Raw genomic sequence first — 16,124 nt, 5'->3', positions numbered from 1 at the left:
CGCTCCGGCCGCCTGGCGTGCCGGAGCGGGCTTCGTCGTCATGGACCGGCGACCCCGGGTCGACGGTCCGGGGAAACAACCACAGGGAGAACAGCAGTGCCGCTCGATCCGCCCACCCGCCCCGACGCCGATGTCCGCGAGGCGACCACCGACGACCTTCCCGTCATCGCCGACACCCTCGCCGACGCCTTCGCCGACTACCGGTGGACCCGCTGGGTGCTGCCCGCCGACGACTACGAACGCCGACTGCGGGCGGTGCAGCTCTACTACGCCGAACGGGTCGGGCTTCCCCACGGCCGTGTGTGGGTGGCCCGCGACGGTGCCGCCGTGGCCGTGTGGACCCTGCCCGATGTCGCCCTGCCCGAGGAGCTGTTCACCGCTGCGGAACTGGTGGAACTGCACGGCGACCGCGGCGCCGTCATGGCCCGGGCCGAGGAGCTCCTGGCCCCGCACCGCCCGCAGGAGCCCTGCTGGTTCCTCGCCACGGTCGGGGTGCGGCGCGCGGACCAGGGCAGCGGTCTGGGACGCGCCGTCCTGGCCCCGGGGATCGCCGCGGCCGAGGCGAGCGGCCATCCGGCCTTCCTCGAGACCGCGGACGAGGGCAACGTCGGTTTCTACCGGAGCCTCGGCTTCGAGGTGACGGCCGAGGTCGCGCTCCCCGGTGACGCGCCGCGCGTGTGGTGCATGCTGCGGCGACCACGCGCGGACAAGGTCGCCGGATCCCTGGAGGAGCGGTCGCGCGGCGTGTTCTAATGCCGCATGGCCTCCCCGCCCCTCCCCCGTTCCGTCCACGTGGGTTACGGCCTGGGTTCCCTGGTGACGGGTTCCTTCGCCACGGTTCCCGGCCTGGTGCTGCTGTACTACCTCACCGACGTGCTGGCGGTCTCCGCGGGGGTGGCCGCGCTCGTGGTGTTCCTCCCCAAGGCCTGGGACGTCCTCGCCAACCCCTGGATCGGCGGGCTGTCCGACCGCACCCGTTCGCGCCTGGGTCCCCGCCGGCCGTGGCTGCTGGCCGGGGCGCTCACCCTGCCGGTGTCGTTCGCTGCGGTCTTCCTGGCCCCACCGCTGGACGGGACGGGCGCGGCCCTGTACGTGGCGGTGGCCTTCCTGGTCGCGGCGACCGCGTTCGCGGTGTTCCAGGTGCCCTACGTGGCGATGCCCGCGGAGATGACCGACGACCCCGGTGAACGCTCCCTGCTGATGTCGTGGCGCATGGCCTTCCTCGGCGTGGCGATCCTGCTCTCGGGGGCCGTCGCCCCCGCGATCGCGCAGAGCCAGGGCGGAACCGCGGAGGGGTACCGGCTCATGGGGATCGCGGTGGGCGGCCTCCTGCTGGTGGGCACGCTCGCGGCGTTCCTCGGCACCCGCCGCGCCCCCCTGACCGGCCGTCTGGAGTCGGAGGGGCGGCTCCGGGAGCGGATCGCCGCCGCCCGGTCCAACCGCCCCTTCGCCCTCCTGTTCTGCGCGTTCGTCCTCCAGGCGATCCCCGCGGGGATCATGCTGGCCGGCGCGCCCTACTTCGCGACCTACACGCTGGGGGCTGCCTCGGCCGTCACCCCGCTCTTCGTCTGCCTGGTCGGTCCGCTCATCGTGACGATGCCGCTGTGGCTACGCGCCTCCCGCCGGCGTGGAAAACGCTCCTGCCTGTTCGCCGCGGCCGGGTTCTTCCTGGTCGGAGCCGCGGCGATCGCCGCCACCCCGCTTCTCCCCGCCGCCTGGGCGGCCTCCTACGCCTACGGCTGCGTGGCCGTGGTCGGGATCGGTTACGCCGGGACCCAGATGCTGCCGTTCGCGATGTTGACCGACACGCTCGCCCTGGACGCCGCGGTGTCGGGACGGCGCCGCGCCGGCCTGTTCACAGGGCTGTGGACGGCGGGCGAGACGCTGGCCATGGCGGCCGGCAGCGGGATCTACGCCCTCGTCCTCGCGCTCGGCGGGTTCGTCTCCTCCGACGCGGCCGTCCAGGTGCTCCAGTCATCGAGCGCCCTGGCCGGGATCGTCATCGGAATGAGCCTGCTACCGGCCGCCCTGATCGGCGTGAGCCTGCCGTTCGTGCGGTGTTACGACCTCACCGAGGAACGGCTGACCGCCCTTCTGGCCGGCACCCGTGAAGGTTCCACGTGAAACACCGGAGAGCGCCCCATGCCCAGTGACGACGAGATCCTGGCCGAGCTCACCCGCCTACGCGCGCACGACGCCCCGACCCGCGGCGGACGCACGTTCGCCTACGTGTACGAGGCCGGGCTTCCCGGCCTGGACGACCTGGCGGCACGCGCCTACGCGACGTTCGCGACCGTCAACGCCCTCGACATGACCGTGTTCCCCAGCGTGGTCCGGCTGGAGAACGATGTCGTGGCGTTCGCCGCCCGGCTGCTCGGCGGGGACGACGCGACTCGTGGCTCCTTCACCAGCGGTGGCACCGAGTCCATCCTCCTGGCGGTGAAGGCCGCGCGCGACCACGCCCGCGCCACCCGGGGCCTCACCGACCCCGCGATCGTGCTGCCCGCCACCGCGCACGTCGCGTTCCGCAAGGCGGCCCACTACCTCGGACTGCGGGTCGTCACGGTCCCCGTGGACCCCGTGACGCTCACCCCCGACCCCCGCGACATGGCCGGGGCCGTCGGCGAGCGGACCGCGCTCGTGGTCGCCTCGGCCCCCTCCTACGCCCACGGAGTGTTGGACCCGGTCGCCGACATCGCCGCCCTGGCGCGCGAACGCGGTGTGTGGTGCCACGTGGACGCCTGCGTGGGCGGCATGGTCCTGCCCTACCTGCGACGGCTCGGCCGCGACATCGCCCCCTTCGACCTGTCCGTGCCCGGTGTCCAGTCCCTCTCCGTCGACCTGCACAAGTACGGTTTCGCCGACAAGCGACCTGCACAAGTACGGTTTCGCCGACAAGGGCGCCTCCGTGGTGCTGTACCGCGACGCCGCGCTGCGGCGCCACCAGTACTTCGCCTCGGCGGCCTGGCCGGGGTATCCCGTCGTGAACCCCACCATCCTGGGAAGCAGGTCGGCCGGGCTGCTGGCCTCGGCCTGGGCGGTACTGCGGCACGTCGGGGACGACGGGTACGCGGACCTGGCCGCCGCCGCGCTGCGCGCCACCGAGGCCGTGGTGGCGGGGGTGGAACGGATCGACGGGCTGCGCGTCCTGGGCAGCCCCGCCTCGACCCTGGTGTGCGTGGCCAGCGACATCACGGACCCCCTGAACGTCGCGGACGAGATGCGGGAGCGCGGCTGGTTCCTCCAGCCGCAGCTGTCCTTCGGCGGGTTGAACCGCACCCTTCACCTGACGGTCACACCGGCCACCGGGCCGCGTGCCGCGGACATGCTCGCCGACCTGGCCGAGGCGGTGCGCGTGGCGGCGGACCTCCCCTCGCCCGACCCCGATCCCGACGTGGCGGAGGCGATCGCCGCGCTGAATCCGGCGGAACTCGGCCCCGAGGACATGGCGGCGGTCCTGGCCGCCGCCGGCATCGTCCCCGGGGAGGGGGTGCCGGCACGATCGGCGCCGGTGTTGGCGCTGCTCGACGCGGCTCCCCAGGAGCTGAAGGAACTCTTCCTGGTGGAGTTCGTCGGCTCCCTCTTCTCGGCCTCGGGCGCCTGAGCCGCCTCCCGGTCCCGGCCCACGCACGCGGACCAGGGATCGGTCCACCGGGCACCGCCGGCGGGACAGGCCCGGAGTGCCCGCGACACAGGCGCGACCAGCGGCGACGTTCACCGTGCCGCGTCGGCCCCGCCCCGGCCGGGTCGGGCATCGGACGGTTGGAATTCCAACGGTGCCCAACCGACCGCGCTTTGTCACCGGCCGCGCGGAGGATCTGGGCACCGGTAACAGCGATCCAGGAGGTCCCCGTGACCCACGGCACCCGACGCACCGCCCCTCCCGACGACGGCCCCGCCAACGGCGAAGAGGGGTCCTCACCCGACGGCTCGGCACCGGACGGTGAGCAGCACGAGACTCCCCCGGCCCTCGCCACCCGCTGGTGGCGGACCCACGACGACGAGCTGGCCTCGGCCCGTTGGACCGGGATGGTCCGAAGACTGCCCACGCTGGTGGGCCAGGCGGTCCGGCTGGCCTGGACGGCCAGTCCCCTCGACACCGCCGCGACCATCGCCCTCAACCTGGCCGCCGGGGTGTTCACCGCGATCGCGCTGGTCGCCACCGCCGGCGTACTGGAGGAGCTGTTCGCCTCCGGCCCCACCCCCGACCGGGTCCGCGCCGCGGCCCCGTCACTGATCCTGGTGGCGGGCTCGGCGGCGTTGCGCGGGGCCCTGTCCTCGGCCGCCGGCTGGACCCAGTCGCGGCTGGAACCCCAGGTCGAGCGGATCGCCGAACTGCGGCTGCTCCGGCTGACCGGACGGATCGACCTGGTCGCCTTCGACGACCCCGCCTTCCACGACGCGGCCCACCGCGCCCGTCTGCGCGGGATCCGCGAGGCCCAGTACGTGGTCTCCCACACCGTGAACGTGCTGACCGGTGTCACCGGTCTCGTCTCGGCCGCCGGCGTCCTGGGCGTGCTGCACCCGGTGCTGCTGCCCCTGCTCCTGCTGGCGGTCCTCCCCGAGGGGTGGGCCGCGGGCAGGGCCGCGCGCATGCGCCACGCCCTGCTCGTCGCGCTGTCGGACCGGCACCGCCGCAAGTGGATGATCTCCGACCTGCTCGCCGAACGCGAGACGGCCGCCGAGGTGCGTTCGTTCACCATGCGCGACCTGCTGCTCGACGACTTCGACCGGGTCGCCCGCTACGAGCGCGACGCCCACCTGCGCCTGGCCCGGCGCCAGGCGCTGGTACGGGCCGGTGGCGAGGCCGCGACCGGCGCGGCGACCGTCGTCGTCTACGTCGCCCTGGCCACGCTGCTGGTCACCGGCGGCATGCCGCTCGCCGTGGCCGGAACCGCCGTGATCGCCATCCGCAGCGGCCAGTCCGCGCTGGCCAGCACGATCGTGGCGATCAACAGCTGTTACGAGTCGGGGCTGTACTTCAACGACTACGTCGAGTTCTGCGCGTCGGCCCGCGCCCACCTCCCCGCACCGGCCTCGCTGACCGCGCCCGCCGAATTCGACCGGATCTCCGTCGAGGACGTCGTCTTCCACTACCCCGGCCAGGACACCCCCGCCCTGGACGGGGTGACCGTCGAGATCCGCCGCGGCGAGGTGATCGCCCTGGTCGGCGAGAACGGATCGGGCAAGACCACCCTGTCCAAGCTGCTCGCCGGCCTCTACTCGCCCCGGTCCGGGCGCGTGTGCTGGGACGGCACCGATCTGGCCGACGTCGATCCCGACACGCTGCGCGACCGGATCGCCGTCATCGCCCAGGACCACACCCACTGGCCGATGACGGCACGGCGCAACGTCGTCATGAGCAACGACGACGACCCCGCGCGCCTCGAACGCGCGGCGGCGCTCTCGGGCGCCGACGCGGTGGTCGCCGAGCTCCCCCACGGCTGGCAGACCCTGCTCGACCGCAGGTTCGCCGACGGTCACGAGCTGTCCGGCGGCCAGTGGCAGCGTGTCGCCGCGGCCCGCGGCTTCTACCGTGACGCACCCCTGCTCATCTGCGACGAGCCGACCGCGGCGCTGGACGCGCGCGCCGAGCACCGTCTGTTCGAGTCGATCGGCCGGCACGTCGCCGCCGATTCCGGGCGCACGGTCGTGCTCATCACCCACCGGCTCGCCTCGGTGCGTCTGGCGGACCGCATCTACGTGCTCGATCACGGCCGTGTCATCGAACAGGGCACACACGAGGAGCTGATGCGCCAAGGTGGGCACTACGCGAGCCTGTACGGATTGCAGGCGAGCGCCTACCACGCCGATATCGACCCGGCGGGCGGCCGGCCGGCCGCTCCCTCGGTCACCCGACCATCGGCCCACCACGAAAGGACGGACTCCTCCGCATGACGGTCGCCTCGAACCAGTCCAGCGAGACCGAGATGATCATGACCGCCGTGGCCATCGTTCCCGGCCCCGACGGGACCCTGACGTTCGTGCTGCAGAACTGCGGCGCCTACATCGGGCACTGGCTGCTGCCCGGCGGGTACATCGACCCCGGTGAGACCCCCGAGCAGGCCGCTCGGCGCGAGGCCGCCGAGGAGGCGGGGGTGGACGCCGGCGCGCTCGCGCCCTGCGGGGTCTACGACCTGTACGGACGCTTCAAGGACGAACCCTACGCGTTCCGGTTGCACGTCTACCGGGCGTCCGAGCCGAGCGTGGTGCGCGAGGGGTTCGCGTTCGACCCCGAGGAGATCTCGGGGATCTGCCAGGCCCGTCCCGACGAGATCCTGCCCCACCCCACCGACATGCGGATCCTCAACGACGTCGGCCTCGCCGACTACGACGAGGAACTGATCGACAAACTGCTCGACACCGACGAGGTCACCATGATCCGCCGGCCTGACCTCCAGGTGCCATGACCCCCGGCGAACCCACCGCCGGCCACGAGGCGACGTGGCCGGCGGGCCGGCCGGAGGGGCCGGTGGTCGACCGCGAGCGGGTCCGCGCCCTGCTGTTCGACGGTCGCGGGTCGGTGGTGCTGTTCCGTCGGGTGATCGCGGACCACCCGGTCTACTGGAGCCTGCCCGGCGGGGGGATCGAGCCCGGCGAGACCCGCCTGGAGGCCCTGCGGCGCGAACTCGACGAGGAGCTGCGGGCGGTCGCCACCCGTTTCACCCCGCTCACCTCCGTCGTGGTCCGCCACGAGGACGGCCGGCTCCACCGGCAGCACCTGTTCGCCTGCCTGCTGCGGGACATGCGTCCCGAGGAGCGCTACGGCCCGGAGTTCCACGCCGGCAACGGACGGCACGAGGTGGTGCACGTGCCGTTCACCGCCGAGGCCATCGGGGGCGTCGACCTTCGGCCGGCGGCGTTGCGCGCGTGGATCGTCGCCAGCGTCGACGAACTCCGCGCGCTGTTCCCTGCCGCCGACACCGCGGCCCCTCCGACGACGCAGTGAGGAGTCGGTGAGCCGACGGGGCCTCCGGTCGCCACCGCCCGCGGAGTGGTTCCACGGCGCGCGGCCGCCGTGGGACTACCCCTCCGCTTCGATCGCGACGACGACGCGCTCGCATAGCTCATGCGTGCGCAGCGCGTCCCGGGCGTCGAGCGGGCGTCCCTCGCGCACCGCGTCGAGGAACACGGAGCACGCCTGCTCGATACCGCGCTGGCGGGCCACCGGGGTCCAGTCGCCGCGCCGTGTCACGGTGGTCCCGCCGTCGTGGTCGATCTCCTCGGCCAGCCCGATCACCACGCGCTTGCGACCGCCGCCGGTGACCTCCAGCCGTTCCTCCTTGGCCCCGCCGAACCGGCTCATGAGGCCGAGCAGTGTGAACCCGTCCCCCGCCAGCCGCAGTGTGACGTGGTGCAGGTCCCCCGCCTCGACCCGCGCCGTGACATCGGCCCGCCGGATCTCCCCCGGCGCCAGAAAGCGCAGCGTGTCGACCACGTGGATGAAGTCGTCGTAGACCACGGTGCGGGGAGAGCCGGGGATACCCGGCTGGTTCTTCTGGAGCACGACGAGGTCGCGCGGTGCCTCCCGGGCCTTGACGTATCCGGGGGCGTACCTGCGGTTGAAGCCGACCATCAGCGTGACGCCGGCCCGTTCGGCACGCTCGACCACGCGCCGTGCCCCCTCCAGGGTCGAGTCGAGCGGTTTGTCGACATAGAGCGCGATCCCCTCGTCGATCAGTCGCTCGGCGATGGACACGTGCTGATCGGTGGGAGCGTGCACGAACGCCGCGTCCAAGGGACGCTCCAACAGCGCGTCCAGGTCGGTGAAGCAGTGGTCCACGGGAACCCGATGGGCCTCGGCGAGACCGGCGAGCTTGGTGGCGTCCCTGGTCATCAGGTACGGGTCGACGCCCGGGCGGGACAGCAGTGTGGGCAGGTAGGCCTTGCGCGCGATGTCGCCCAGCCCGATGATCCCGATCCTCAGCTTGTCACCGCCGTCCACGATCGCTCCTCGTCACTGGGTGGCCACCGCGGCAGCATACCCGTGGGCCCGTCGGGCGGACGGGGCCGCGCTCCCGTGCCGACGGGCGGAACGGGCCGGGCACCGTCCCGAAGGGGATGGCGAGGCGGGGACGGACCGGCCGGGAGATCCGCGTCATGGCCACGGCGCAGGCCCCGTCCCGCGGCTCCCGGCCACGAGACGGCCGCTTCCCGCCGGCACCGGCGGGGAGCGGTCCGCGTCCAGGGCGTCGCGGTCAGTCCCCCGCGGCGAGTTCGGCGCGCGCCCGCATCAGCGCGAATCCGAGCAGGTTGTCGCCGCGCCACCGGGCCGGATCGGTGGCGCGCTCGTCGTCGGCCGCCAGGCCGATGCCCCACACCCGATCACGCGGGCTCGCCTCGACCAGCACGCGGCTTCCGGTGCCGACCAGGTAGGCGCGTAGCGCGGGGTCGGCGCGGAACTTCTCCACCGAGCCGCGGACGACGATGTCGAACCGGTGCGCGCGCCACGTCTCCTCGTCGAAGCCGCGGACCTGGCGTCCCAGTCGCTTGGCCTCGCCGGGGTGCTTCGCGGCGACGATCCGGCCGGCGGCCTCCTCGTCGCCGAACAGCAGGGCCTTGTGCGCCATCATCCAGTGCTCGGCGGTCCGGTACTCGACCCCATCGACCGTGAACGGCGCGGGCCACCACTGGCTCAGCCAGCCGGGGCCGGGACCGCCGTCGCGGGACGGGCGGTGTCCCCAGAAGAGGAGGTAGCGATACGGCTCGCCACTTTCCACTCCCTTCAGAAGGTCAGCGACGGACAGGGGAGGAAGGGAAGCGTCGACCATAGCGGTCATTATGCCCTTAGGGAGTGACTTTCCCCTGGGCGCCCACGGCCCCCTTCCCCTTCTCGACGGCCACCTTGACGTGCGCCGATGACCGAGAGTGGTCATCTGGTATCACTCGTTCCCCTCCATAGGAGCGTTCCCCACTGCTTTACTGGAGATCATGGGTGAGCGTTGGCAGGAACGGTTCCGGGCAGCCAGGATCAGTCTTCCCTCGTGGGCCAAGGAGGCCCCTGACCGCTCCCTCTTCCGCAGCAACTCCAGCGGAACATGGGAGCTCTACACCTGGGACCGGGCCACCGGTGAGCAACGCCAGGTGACCAAGCGCCCCAACGGGACGACGACGGGCGTCCTCGACCCCACCGGCACGCGGGTGTGGTGGTTCGACGACACCGACGGCGACGAGTTCGGCCTGTGGCGCCGCCAGGAGTTCGACGGCGGCGAGCACGAGATCGCCGTCCCCGGACTGGAGCGCTCCTACTTGGGAGGGCTCGCGCTGGGCGCGTCGGGAACCGCCCTGGTGGGCCGCTCGACCGACGACGGCTTCAGCGTGCACCTCGCGCTTCCCGACCGGCCGCCGCGGACGGTGTACTCCCACCGTGAGGAGGGCTGGCTGGCCGCGCTGTCGCGCGACGAGTCGCTGTTCGCCATCGCCCACAGCGAGCACGGCGACAGCCGGCACATGGCGGTCCGGGTGCTGCGCCTGGACACCGCGACCGGCACCGCGCAGACCGTCGCCGACCTGTGGGACGGCCCCGGCAAGAACCTGTCACCGGTCGCCTTCGCCCCCCACGACCACCGGCTGCTGGTCCTGCACGAGCGGCGCGACCGGCTCGAACCGCTCATCTGGGACGCCGTGGCCGGGAGCGAACACGAGATCGCGATCGACCTGCCCGGCGAACTCGCCGCCGACTGGTACCCCGACGGCGACGCCCTCCTCATCTCCCAGGATTTCCGGGCACGGTCGCGGCTGTACCGGTACGACCTCGCCTCCGGCGCGCTCACCGAGCTCCCGGTGCCCCCGGGACTGGTGTCGGCCGCGGCCCCGCGCCCCGACGGCACCGTCGAATACGCCTGGTCCAGCTCGGCCCGGCCCCCGATGATCCGCGACACCAACGGCAGGACCGTCCTGTCCCCGCCCGGACCCGAGGCCCCGTGGTCGGTTCCGGTGGAGGACGCCACCGTAAGCGGCCCGGGCGGCGACATCCACGCCCTGGTGTCGCGCCCCGAGGAGGAGTCGGCGCCCTTCCCGACCGTGTTCCTGGTACACGGTGGTCCCGAGGCCCAGGACTTCGACTCCTTCTCGCCGGACGTCGCGGCGTGGGTCGACCACGGGTTCGCGGTCGTGCGGGTCAACTACCGGGGATCCACCGGGTACGGCAGCCTCTGGCGGGACGCCCTGGAGGGCCGGGTCGGCCTGACCGAACTGGAAGACATCAAGGCGGTGCGCGACTGGGCCGTCGAGTCCGGCCTCGCCGACCCCGACCGCCTCGTCCTCGAAGGCGGCTCCTGGGGAGGCTACCTGGCGCTCCTCGGTGTGGGCGTGTACCCCGACGACTGGAGGGTCGCCATCGCCGCCGTTCCCATCGCCGACTACGCCGCCGCCTACGAGGACGAGATGGAGGCGTTGCGGGCGTTCGACCGTTCACTGTTCGGCGGTTCTCCCCAGGAGGTGCCGGAGTTGTACCAGCGTTCCTCTCCCATCACCTACGTCGGCGACGTCACCGCTCCGGTGCTGATCCTGGCCGGCGAGAACGATCCACGCTGTCCGATCCGCCAGATCGACAACTACATCGAACGCCTCGCCGAGCTGGGCAAGCCGCACGAGGTGTACCGGTTCGACGCCGGCCACGGTTCCCTGGTCGTGGAGGAACGCATCCGCCACATGGCCGCCGAGCTCGACTTCGCGCTCAGAAACACCGGACCGGTCCTGGAGGTGCCTCGCTCCGGGCGTTCCTGACCATGTCCCGGCAACCGCGCTACCTGTGGGTGGCCGAGACGCTGCGACGGCCGATCCTCAGCGGTGAACTGGCCGCGGGGACCCGGCTCCCCTCGCGAGCCCAGCTCGCCCGGCAGTACGAGGTCAGCGAGCAGGTGTCCCGCAACGCGCTGCGGCTGCTCGTCACCGAAGGGCTCGTGGAGAGCCGGCCCGGGTCGGGGTACTACGTCCGGGGGTTGCCCGAGGCGCACCGGTTCTCGCGTACCGACCGCGCGTCGGGGACGGGGGTCGAACCGCTGGACGCCGAACCCGTGGGAACGGTGACGCTCCCGGCCGACCTCTCGCTCGCGCAACGGCTGCGGATCCGCGAGGACGAGCCGCTGTACCGGACGTGCTTCGTGGGGTCCTCCGAGGGCGCGCCGGTCGCCGTCCACACCTCCTGGGAGCCGACGATCCTCACCCACGGCACCTCCCGGGCACCCGGCGAGATGATTCCGCGCCTGGGGGTCATCGACCGGCTCGGCGCGGCGGGGGTCCCCATCGACCGGGTGGTGGAGGAGGTGTCGGTCCGTCCGCTCCGCGAGACCGAGGCCGGACTGCTGCGGCTGACCCCGGGGCTGCCCGTGCTCGTGGTGGAGCGCACCCACTTCTCGGGGCGCCGCCCCGTCGAGACGTCGGACCTGGTGGCCACCCCGGACCGGTGCCGGCTGGTGTACCGGCTCAGCCTGGCCCGCTCCCACGCCGACGTGCGCCGTAACCGCTACCGCTGACCGCTCCGTCCCACCCGCCGCAACGCGAAGGGCACCGCGGGGACCGTCGGGTCCTCGCGGTGCCCGTACGCCGTGCGGGATATCCCCGCTCGAGCGGACACGTCCCGGTGACCGGGATCACGCCGAGTGTCAGTCGACGATGATGCAGTCCAGGGAGTCGCTGGCGTCCTGCTCGCCGACGGCGAGGATGTTGAGGTTGATGGGCAGCTCGATGATCCCGCCCTCAAGCGTGCAGTTGTTGACGTTGTCGTTGTTGTCGTTGTTGCCGCCCTCGTCGCCGCCGGCGAACGCGGCACCGCTGAGGGAGGCCAGCATCGCGCCGGTGGCGATGGCCAGGGAGGCGGACTTCGCGATGAGACGCATTCTCATTTACCTCTTCCACGAACGTTTTCGGATCGGCCGAACCGGAACACAACGTGTTCATTCAGTGACCTGGTGTAACCATAGTTGCTCGACCTCGGAAAACGCGGAAACACGCCAGGCATGTCGCGGCGTGTCCCGTGACCATTCGCGGCTGAGACGACGGTGGGGCGGGGCGCTACGCGCCCCGCCCCACCGTCACCGGTCCGGTGTCGCTCAGCCCTCGGTGAGCTCCTTGGCGACGACCTCGGCGATCTGCGCGGTGTTCAGCGCCGCCCCCTTGCGCAGGTTGTCCCCGCACAGGAAGAGGTCGAGCGAGCGCGGGTCGTCGAGCGAGCGGCGGATACGGCCCACCCACGTCGGGTCGGTGCCCACGACGTCGGCCGGGGTCGGGAACTCACCCCTGGACGGGTCGTCCTGGACGACGACACCGGGCGCCGACGCCAGCGCCTCGCGCGCCGCCGCGGCGTCGACCTCGCGCTCGAAGGTCGCGTGGACCGCGAGCGCGTGGGTGGTGACGACCGGGACGCGCACACAGGTCGCCGACACCTTCAGGTCCGGCAGGCCGAGGATCTTCCGGGACTCGTTGCGGACCTTCAGCTCCTCCGAGGACCAGCCGTCGTCCTTGAGCGACCCCGCCCACGGCACCACGTTCAACGCCAGCGGGGCCGGGAAGGGCCCCAGCTCGCCGACCGCGGCGCGGACGTCACCGGCGCGGCTGCCGAGCGTGCGGTCCGAGGCGACCTTGGCGATCTGGTCGTGCAGGGTGTCGATGCCCTCCTGGCCGGCCCCCGAGGCCGCCTGGTAGGAGGCCACGACCAGCTCGGACAGGCCGTAGGCGCGGTGCAGCGCGCCAAGGGCCACGATCATCGACAGCGTGGTGCAGTTGGGGTTGCTGATGATGCCGCGGGGACGGTTACGGGTCTGCTCGGCGTTGACCTCGGGCACCACGAGCGGGACGTCGGGGTCCATGCGGAACGCGCCGGAGTTGTCGACCGCGATCGCGCCGCGCGCGGCGGCGATCGGCGCCCACTCCTTGGAGACCTCGTCGGGGACGTCGAACATCGCGACGTCCACCCCGTCGAAGACCTCGGGGGCGAGCGCCTGGACCTCGATCTCCTCGCCACGGACGGTGAGGCGCTTGCCGGCCGAGCGCGGGGACGCCACGAGCCGGATCTCGCCCCACACGTTCTCGCGGGTGGAGAGGATGTCGAGCATGACGGTGCCGACGGCGCCGGTGGCACCGACGACGGCCAGGGTGGGAAGACGGGTGCTCATCGGCCGGTACCTCCATAGACGACGGCCTCGACCTGTTCTGCGTCGAGCTGGAACTCGGTGTGCGCGGCGGCGACCGCGGCGTCAACGTCGTCCTGGCCGACGATGACGGAGATGCGGATCTCCGAGGTGGAGATCATCTCGATGTTGATGCCGGCGCTGGCGATGGAGTCGAAGAAGCGCGCGGTGACGCCCGGGTAGGAGCGCATCCCCGCGCCGACCAGCGAGACCTTGCCGATCTGGTCGTCGTAACGCAGCGACTCGAACCCGACCTTGTCCTGGATCTTCTTCAACGCCGACAGCGCCGTCTGGCCCGAGGAGGCCGGAAGCGTGAAGGAGATGTCGGTACGCCCCGTGGAGGCGGCCGAGACGTTCTGCACGATCATGTCGATGTTGATCTCGGCGTCGGCCAGGACCTTGAAGATCGCCGCGGCCTCACCGACGCGGTCGGGGACGCCGACGACCGTGATCTTGGCCTCGCTGCGGTCGTGCGCGACCCCGGAGATGATCGGTTGTTCCATGCCTTCGGTTTCCTCAACTTCCGAGACGACCCAGGTACCGGGCTTCTGACTGAACGACGAGCGGACGTGCAGCGGGATACCGTAACGGCGCGCGTACTCCACGCAGCGCAGGTGCAGGATCTTGGTGCCGCAGGCGGCCATCTCCAGCATCTCCTCGTAGGAGATCTTGGGGATGCGCCGAGCGGTCGGCACGATGCGGGGGTCGGCGGTGAACACGCCGTCGACGTCGCTGTAGATCTCGCAGGCGTCGGCCTCCAGCGCAGCGGCGAGCGCGACCGCGGTGGTGTCGGAACCGCCGCGCCCCAGCGTGGTGATGTCCTTGGTGTCCTGGGACACCCCCTGGAAACCGGCGACGATGCAGATGGCGCCGTCGCTCAGGGCCTCGCGGATGCGGCCGGGCGTGACGTCGATGATCTTGGCGTTACCGTGCAGCCCCGTCGTGATGACGCCGGCCTGCGACCCGGTGAACGACCGGGCCTCGTAGCCGAGGTTGCCGATGGCCATCGCGACCAGCGCCATGGACATGCGCTCGCCCGCGGTCAGGAGCATGTCGAGTTCGCGTCCCGGGGGCAACGGGGAGACCCGCTGGGCGAGGTCGAGGAGTTCGTCGGTGGTGTCGCCCATGGCCGAGACCACCACGACAACGTCATACCCCGCCTTTTTCTGGGCGACGATCCGTTGGGCTACCCGCTTGATGGCTTCCGCGTCAGCCACGGAAGACCCACCGTACTTCTGCACGATTAGAGCCACGGTCGGCGCTCCTGAGGAATTGGGATCAAGGTAATCAACCAGAAGTGTAGCGATTCGGTTTCTTCCGATGCCCTGCCACCTGCGGCGGGAGGCCACCGGCGGCAAGGCATACCCGGAAGACGGCCGGATACGCGCGTTACGGAAAAAACGGGCGTTCAACTGATAGGACGCCGCCGTCCCGCCGACCGCGTCGGAACCGGGACGGATGTGAGGAGTCCGTCAGAACTCCAGGCTGCGGCGCCCCTCGAAGGCGCGCCCCAGCGTGACCTCGTCGGCGTACTCCAGATCGCCGCCGACCGGCAGCCCGCTGGCCAGGCGGGTCACTTTCAGGCCCATGGGTTTGACCAGGCGGGCGAGATAGGTCGCCGTCGCCTCGCCCTCCAGGTTGGGGTCCGTGGCCAGGATCAACTCCGTGATCTGCCCGTCGGACAACCGCGTCATCAGCTCCTTGATGCGCAGGTCGTCGGGGCCGACCCCCTCGATGGGGCTGATCGCCCCGCCCAGGACGTGGTAACGGCCCCGGAACTCGCGGGTCCGCTCGATCGCCACGACGTCCTTGGACTCCTCGACCACGCAGATGACCGCCGCGTCACGACGCGGGTCGCGGCAGATCCGGCACTCGGTCTCCTCGGCGACGTTGCCGCAGATCGCGCAGAACCGCACGCGCTCCTTGACCTCGACGAGCGCGTTCACCAGGCGTTTGACGTCAGCGGTCTCGGCGGAGAGCAGGTGGAAGGCGATACGCTGCGCGCTTTTGGGACCGACGCCGGGCAGTCGCCCGAGTTCGTCGATCAGGTTCTGGACAGCGCCCTCGTACATCGTCTACCCACTTCACTCGCGTCACCCCAACGGTATACGGAGCCGAGCGCGCGGCGCGAACCGGCGCCGCCGGACTGTCGGGGACGGCCGCTAGGGTCACGAGCCGACGCGGGAACCGGCCGCGACGGTCCCGGTGAGAGAACGGAGACGAGGGCCATGACCGACGGACAGCCCACGACGGGACGGCAGTGGTTCGGCCCCCGCCTGGAGGCGTTGGGCGCCGCCCACGCCGCCGTGGCGCTCGAACAGCTCCCCCACTTCAACGACCACCTGCCCGACGGCGACTGGCAGGTCGACGTCGAGGCGAGCGTCTTCACCCAAGGGGGAGTCGATGTCCACATGGCGCCCCTCGGCACCTTCGGCACCGACGGGAGCTGGCTGTGGGCCTGGGCCAACCCGCACATGCACCCGCCGGGGTCGGCCCGGCTCGCCGCCTCCCTCGCCCTGCGGGAGATCGGTGAACGCGACGACATCCCCGAGCTGGTCACCCCGAGGCTGGAGCTGGCGGAGTTCACCGATCCCCGGATGGCGGCCGAGCGGCTCTGCCTGACGGCGATGGGAGTCCTTGGAGGACGCGGCTACGCGGGCGTGACCGCCGACACCGGCGCGCGTTTCTACATGCTCGTGAACGACCCGGCCGTCCCCGTCGCCGGTTTCGACCCCGTCACCCTGCCCAGGATGCTCACCCAGGCCATAGGGGTCTTCCCGCACGACCATCGGGCCACCGCGGCGAACTACCTGGGCAGGCACGGGTTCGCGGGAGGCTTCTCCACTGAGGGCGACGTTCTCGTCGGGGAACGGCCCGACTGCGCGGTTCGCGTCGAGTTCGACGCGCACGACCGGATCTCCGGCATCTCGATCCAGCCGCGCACCGCGTCGGCCCCCGCCTGAGGGAGCCGGCGACGACGGCCCTCCCCCAGCG

At 71.8% G+C, this 16,124-nt stretch carries 15 protein-coding genes and 1 pseudogene; 10 read left to right on the top strand and 6 right to left on the bottom strand.

Features of this window, described 5'->3' with window-relative positions; all coding sequences use genetic code 11:
* Nucleotides 1-96: 96 nt before the first annotated feature.
* The 7 genes and pseudogenes from ACYVHU_RS14955 (at nt 97) to ACYVHU_RS14925 (ending at nt 6,949) form a co-directional block, all read left to right on the top strand.
* Entirely contained in the window at nt 97-753 is a 657-nt protein-coding gene (locus tag ACYVHU_RS14955; RefSeq protein ID WP_078761951.1) for a GNAT family N-acetyltransferase, read from the top strand.
* Between the two features lie 6 nt (nt 754-759).
* Complete coding sequence (locus ACYVHU_RS14950; protein WP_078761952.1) at nt 760-2,124, top strand: MFS transporter; 1,365 nt, start codon at nt 760-762, stop codon at nt 2,122-2,124.
* A gap of 18 nt (nt 2,125-2,142) precedes the next feature.
* Nucleotides 2,143-2,853 (top strand): annotated as a pseudogene (locus tag ACYVHU_RS14945) (pyridoxal phosphate-dependent decarboxylase family protein); the annotation flags it as partial.
* Between the two features lie 367 nt (nt 2,854-3,220).
* On the top strand, nt 3,221-3,604 hold the full coding sequence (locus ACYVHU_RS14940) for a hypothetical protein (RefSeq protein ID WP_498948859.1): 384 nt from the start codon (nt 3,221-3,223) through the stop codon (nt 3,602-3,604).
* Between the two features lie 425 nt (nt 3,605-4,029).
* Entirely contained in the window at nt 4,030-5,898 is a 1,869-nt protein-coding gene (locus ACYVHU_RS14935) for an ABC transporter ATP-binding protein (RefSeq protein WP_078762074.1), read from the top strand.
* Nucleotides 5,895-6,410: an NUDIX hydrolase gene (locus ACYVHU_RS14930; protein WP_078761954.1), complete on the top strand. Its 516-nt coding sequence runs from the start codon at nt 5,895-5,897 to the stop codon at nt 6,408-6,410. The genes ACYVHU_RS14935 and ACYVHU_RS14930 overlap by 4 nt, the downstream gene beginning before the upstream one ends.
* The gene (locus ACYVHU_RS14925) at nt 6,407-6,949 is read left to right on the top strand and encodes an NUDIX hydrolase (RefSeq protein ID WP_498948794.1); all 543 of its coding nucleotides are present in this window, start codon (nt 6,407-6,409) and stop codon (nt 6,947-6,949) included. The genes ACYVHU_RS14930 and ACYVHU_RS14925 overlap by 4 nt, the downstream gene beginning before the upstream one ends.
* A 75-nt stretch (nt 6,950-7,024) precedes the next feature.
* Here the strand turns inward: ACYVHU_RS14925 and ACYVHU_RS14920 are convergent, their stop codons facing one another.
* Both ACYVHU_RS14920 and ybiA read right to left on the bottom strand, forming a co-directional pair.
* Nucleotides 7,025-7,945 (bottom strand): Gfo/Idh/MocA family protein, encoded by a 921-nt coding sequence (locus ACYVHU_RS14920; RefSeq protein ID WP_235000964.1) that lies wholly within the window; start codon nt 7,943-7,945, stop codon nt 7,025-7,027.
* A 253-nt stretch (nt 7,946-8,198) separates the two neighbouring features.
* Entirely contained in the window at nt 8,199-8,771 is a 573-nt protein-coding gene (gene ybiA, locus ACYVHU_RS14915; protein WP_498948792.1) for an NADAR family protein, read from the bottom strand.
* A 160-nt stretch (nt 8,772-8,931) separates the two neighbouring features.
* Between ybiA and ACYVHU_RS14910 the strand changes: the two genes are divergently transcribed.
* Nucleotides 8,932-10,728, top strand: a complete 1,797-nt coding sequence (locus tag ACYVHU_RS14910; RefSeq protein ID WP_078761957.1) for a S9 family peptidase — start codon at nt 8,932-8,934, stop codon at nt 10,726-10,728.
* Between the two features lie 2 nt (nt 10,729-10,730).
* Nucleotides 10,731-11,477: a GntR family transcriptional regulator gene (locus ACYVHU_RS14905; RefSeq protein WP_078761958.1), complete on the top strand. Its 747-nt coding sequence runs from the start codon at nt 10,731-10,733 to the stop codon at nt 11,475-11,477.
* A gap of 129 nt (nt 11,478-11,606) precedes the next feature.
* Here ACYVHU_RS14905 and ACYVHU_RS14900 read toward each other — a convergent pair whose 3' ends face one another.
* The 4 genes from ACYVHU_RS14900 to recR form a co-directional block, all read right to left on the bottom strand.
* Entirely contained in the window at nt 11,607-11,846 is a 240-nt protein-coding gene (locus ACYVHU_RS14900; protein WP_144390106.1) for a hypothetical protein, read from the bottom strand.
* Between the two features lie 207 nt (nt 11,847-12,053).
* A complete protein-coding gene (locus tag ACYVHU_RS14895) occupies nt 12,054-13,115 on the bottom strand; it encodes an aspartate-semialdehyde dehydrogenase (RefSeq protein ID WP_078761960.1) in 1,062 nt (353 codons plus the stop codon).
* The gene (locus tag ACYVHU_RS14890; RefSeq protein WP_078761961.1) at nt 13,112-14,383 is read right to left on the bottom strand and encodes an aspartate kinase; all 1,272 of its coding nucleotides are present in this window, start codon (nt 14,381-14,383) and stop codon (nt 13,112-13,114) included. Before ACYVHU_RS14890 ends, ACYVHU_RS14895 begins: the two co-directional genes overlap by 4 nt.
* Nucleotides 14,384-14,602: 219 nt before the next feature.
* Complete coding sequence (recR, locus tag ACYVHU_RS14885; protein WP_078761962.1) at nt 14,603-15,202, bottom strand: recombination mediator RecR; 600 nt, start codon at nt 15,200-15,202, stop codon at nt 14,603-14,605.
* A 156-nt stretch (nt 15,203-15,358) separates the two neighbouring features.
* On the opposite strand from recR, the gene ACYVHU_RS14880 reads away from it, so the two are divergent.
* Nucleotides 15,359-16,093: a DUF6882 domain-containing protein gene (locus ACYVHU_RS14880; RefSeq protein ID WP_078761963.1), complete on the top strand. Its 735-nt coding sequence runs from the start codon at nt 15,359-15,361 to the stop codon at nt 16,091-16,093.
* Nucleotides 16,094-16,124: the final 31 nt, after the last annotated feature.

The organism is Marinactinospora endophytica (assembly GCF_054780875.1).
This window is presented reverse-complemented; position numbering and strand designations above follow the sequence as displayed.

What these genes read in the sequence shown, in the direction of transcription:
- ACYVHU_RS14905 (WP_078761958.1), top strand. Translation starts at nt 10,731, where the DNA reads ATGTCCCGGCAACCGCGCTACCTGTGGGTGGCCGAGACGCTGCGACGG.
- ACYVHU_RS14910 (WP_078761957.1), top strand. Translation starts at nt 8,932, where the DNA reads ATGGGTGAGCGTTGGCAGGAACGGTTCCGGGCAGCCAGGATCAGTCTT.
- ACYVHU_RS14925 (WP_498948794.1), top strand. Translation starts at nt 6,407, where the DNA reads ATGACCCCCGGCGAACCCACCGCCGGCCACGAGGCGACGTGGCCGGCG.
- ACYVHU_RS14940 (WP_498948859.1), top strand. Translation starts at nt 3,221, where the DNA reads ATGCGGGAGCGCGGCTGGTTCCTCCAGCCGCAGCTGTCCTTCGGCGGG.
- ybiA (WP_498948792.1), bottom strand. Translation starts at nt 8,771, where the DNA reads ATGGTCGACGCTTCCCTTCCTCCCCTGTCCGTCGCTGACCTTCTGAAG.
- ACYVHU_RS14930 (WP_078761954.1), top strand. Translation starts at nt 5,895, where the DNA reads ATGACGGTCGCCTCGAACCAGTCCAGCGAGACCGAGATGATCATGACC.
- ACYVHU_RS14950 (WP_078761952.1), top strand. Translation starts at nt 760, where the DNA reads ATGGCCTCCCCGCCCCTCCCCCGTTCCGTCCACGTGGGTTACGGCCTG.
- ACYVHU_RS14895 (WP_078761960.1), bottom strand. Translation starts at nt 13,115, where the DNA reads ATGAGCACCCGTCTTCCCACCCTGGCCGTCGTCGGTGCCACCGGCGCC.
- ACYVHU_RS14900 (WP_144390106.1), bottom strand. Translation starts at nt 11,846, where the DNA reads ATGAGAATGCGTCTCATCGCGAAGTCCGCCTCCCTGGCCATCGCCACC.
- ACYVHU_RS14880 (WP_078761963.1), top strand. Translation starts at nt 15,359, where the DNA reads ATGACCGACGGACAGCCCACGACGGGACGGCAGTGGTTCGGCCCCCGC.
- ACYVHU_RS14935 (WP_078762074.1), top strand. Translation starts at nt 4,030, where the DNA reads ATGGTCCGAAGACTGCCCACGCTGGTGGGCCAGGCGGTCCGGCTGGCC.
- recR (WP_078761962.1), bottom strand. Translation starts at nt 15,202, where the DNA reads ATGTACGAGGGCGCTGTCCAGAACCTGATCGACGAACTCGGGCGACTG.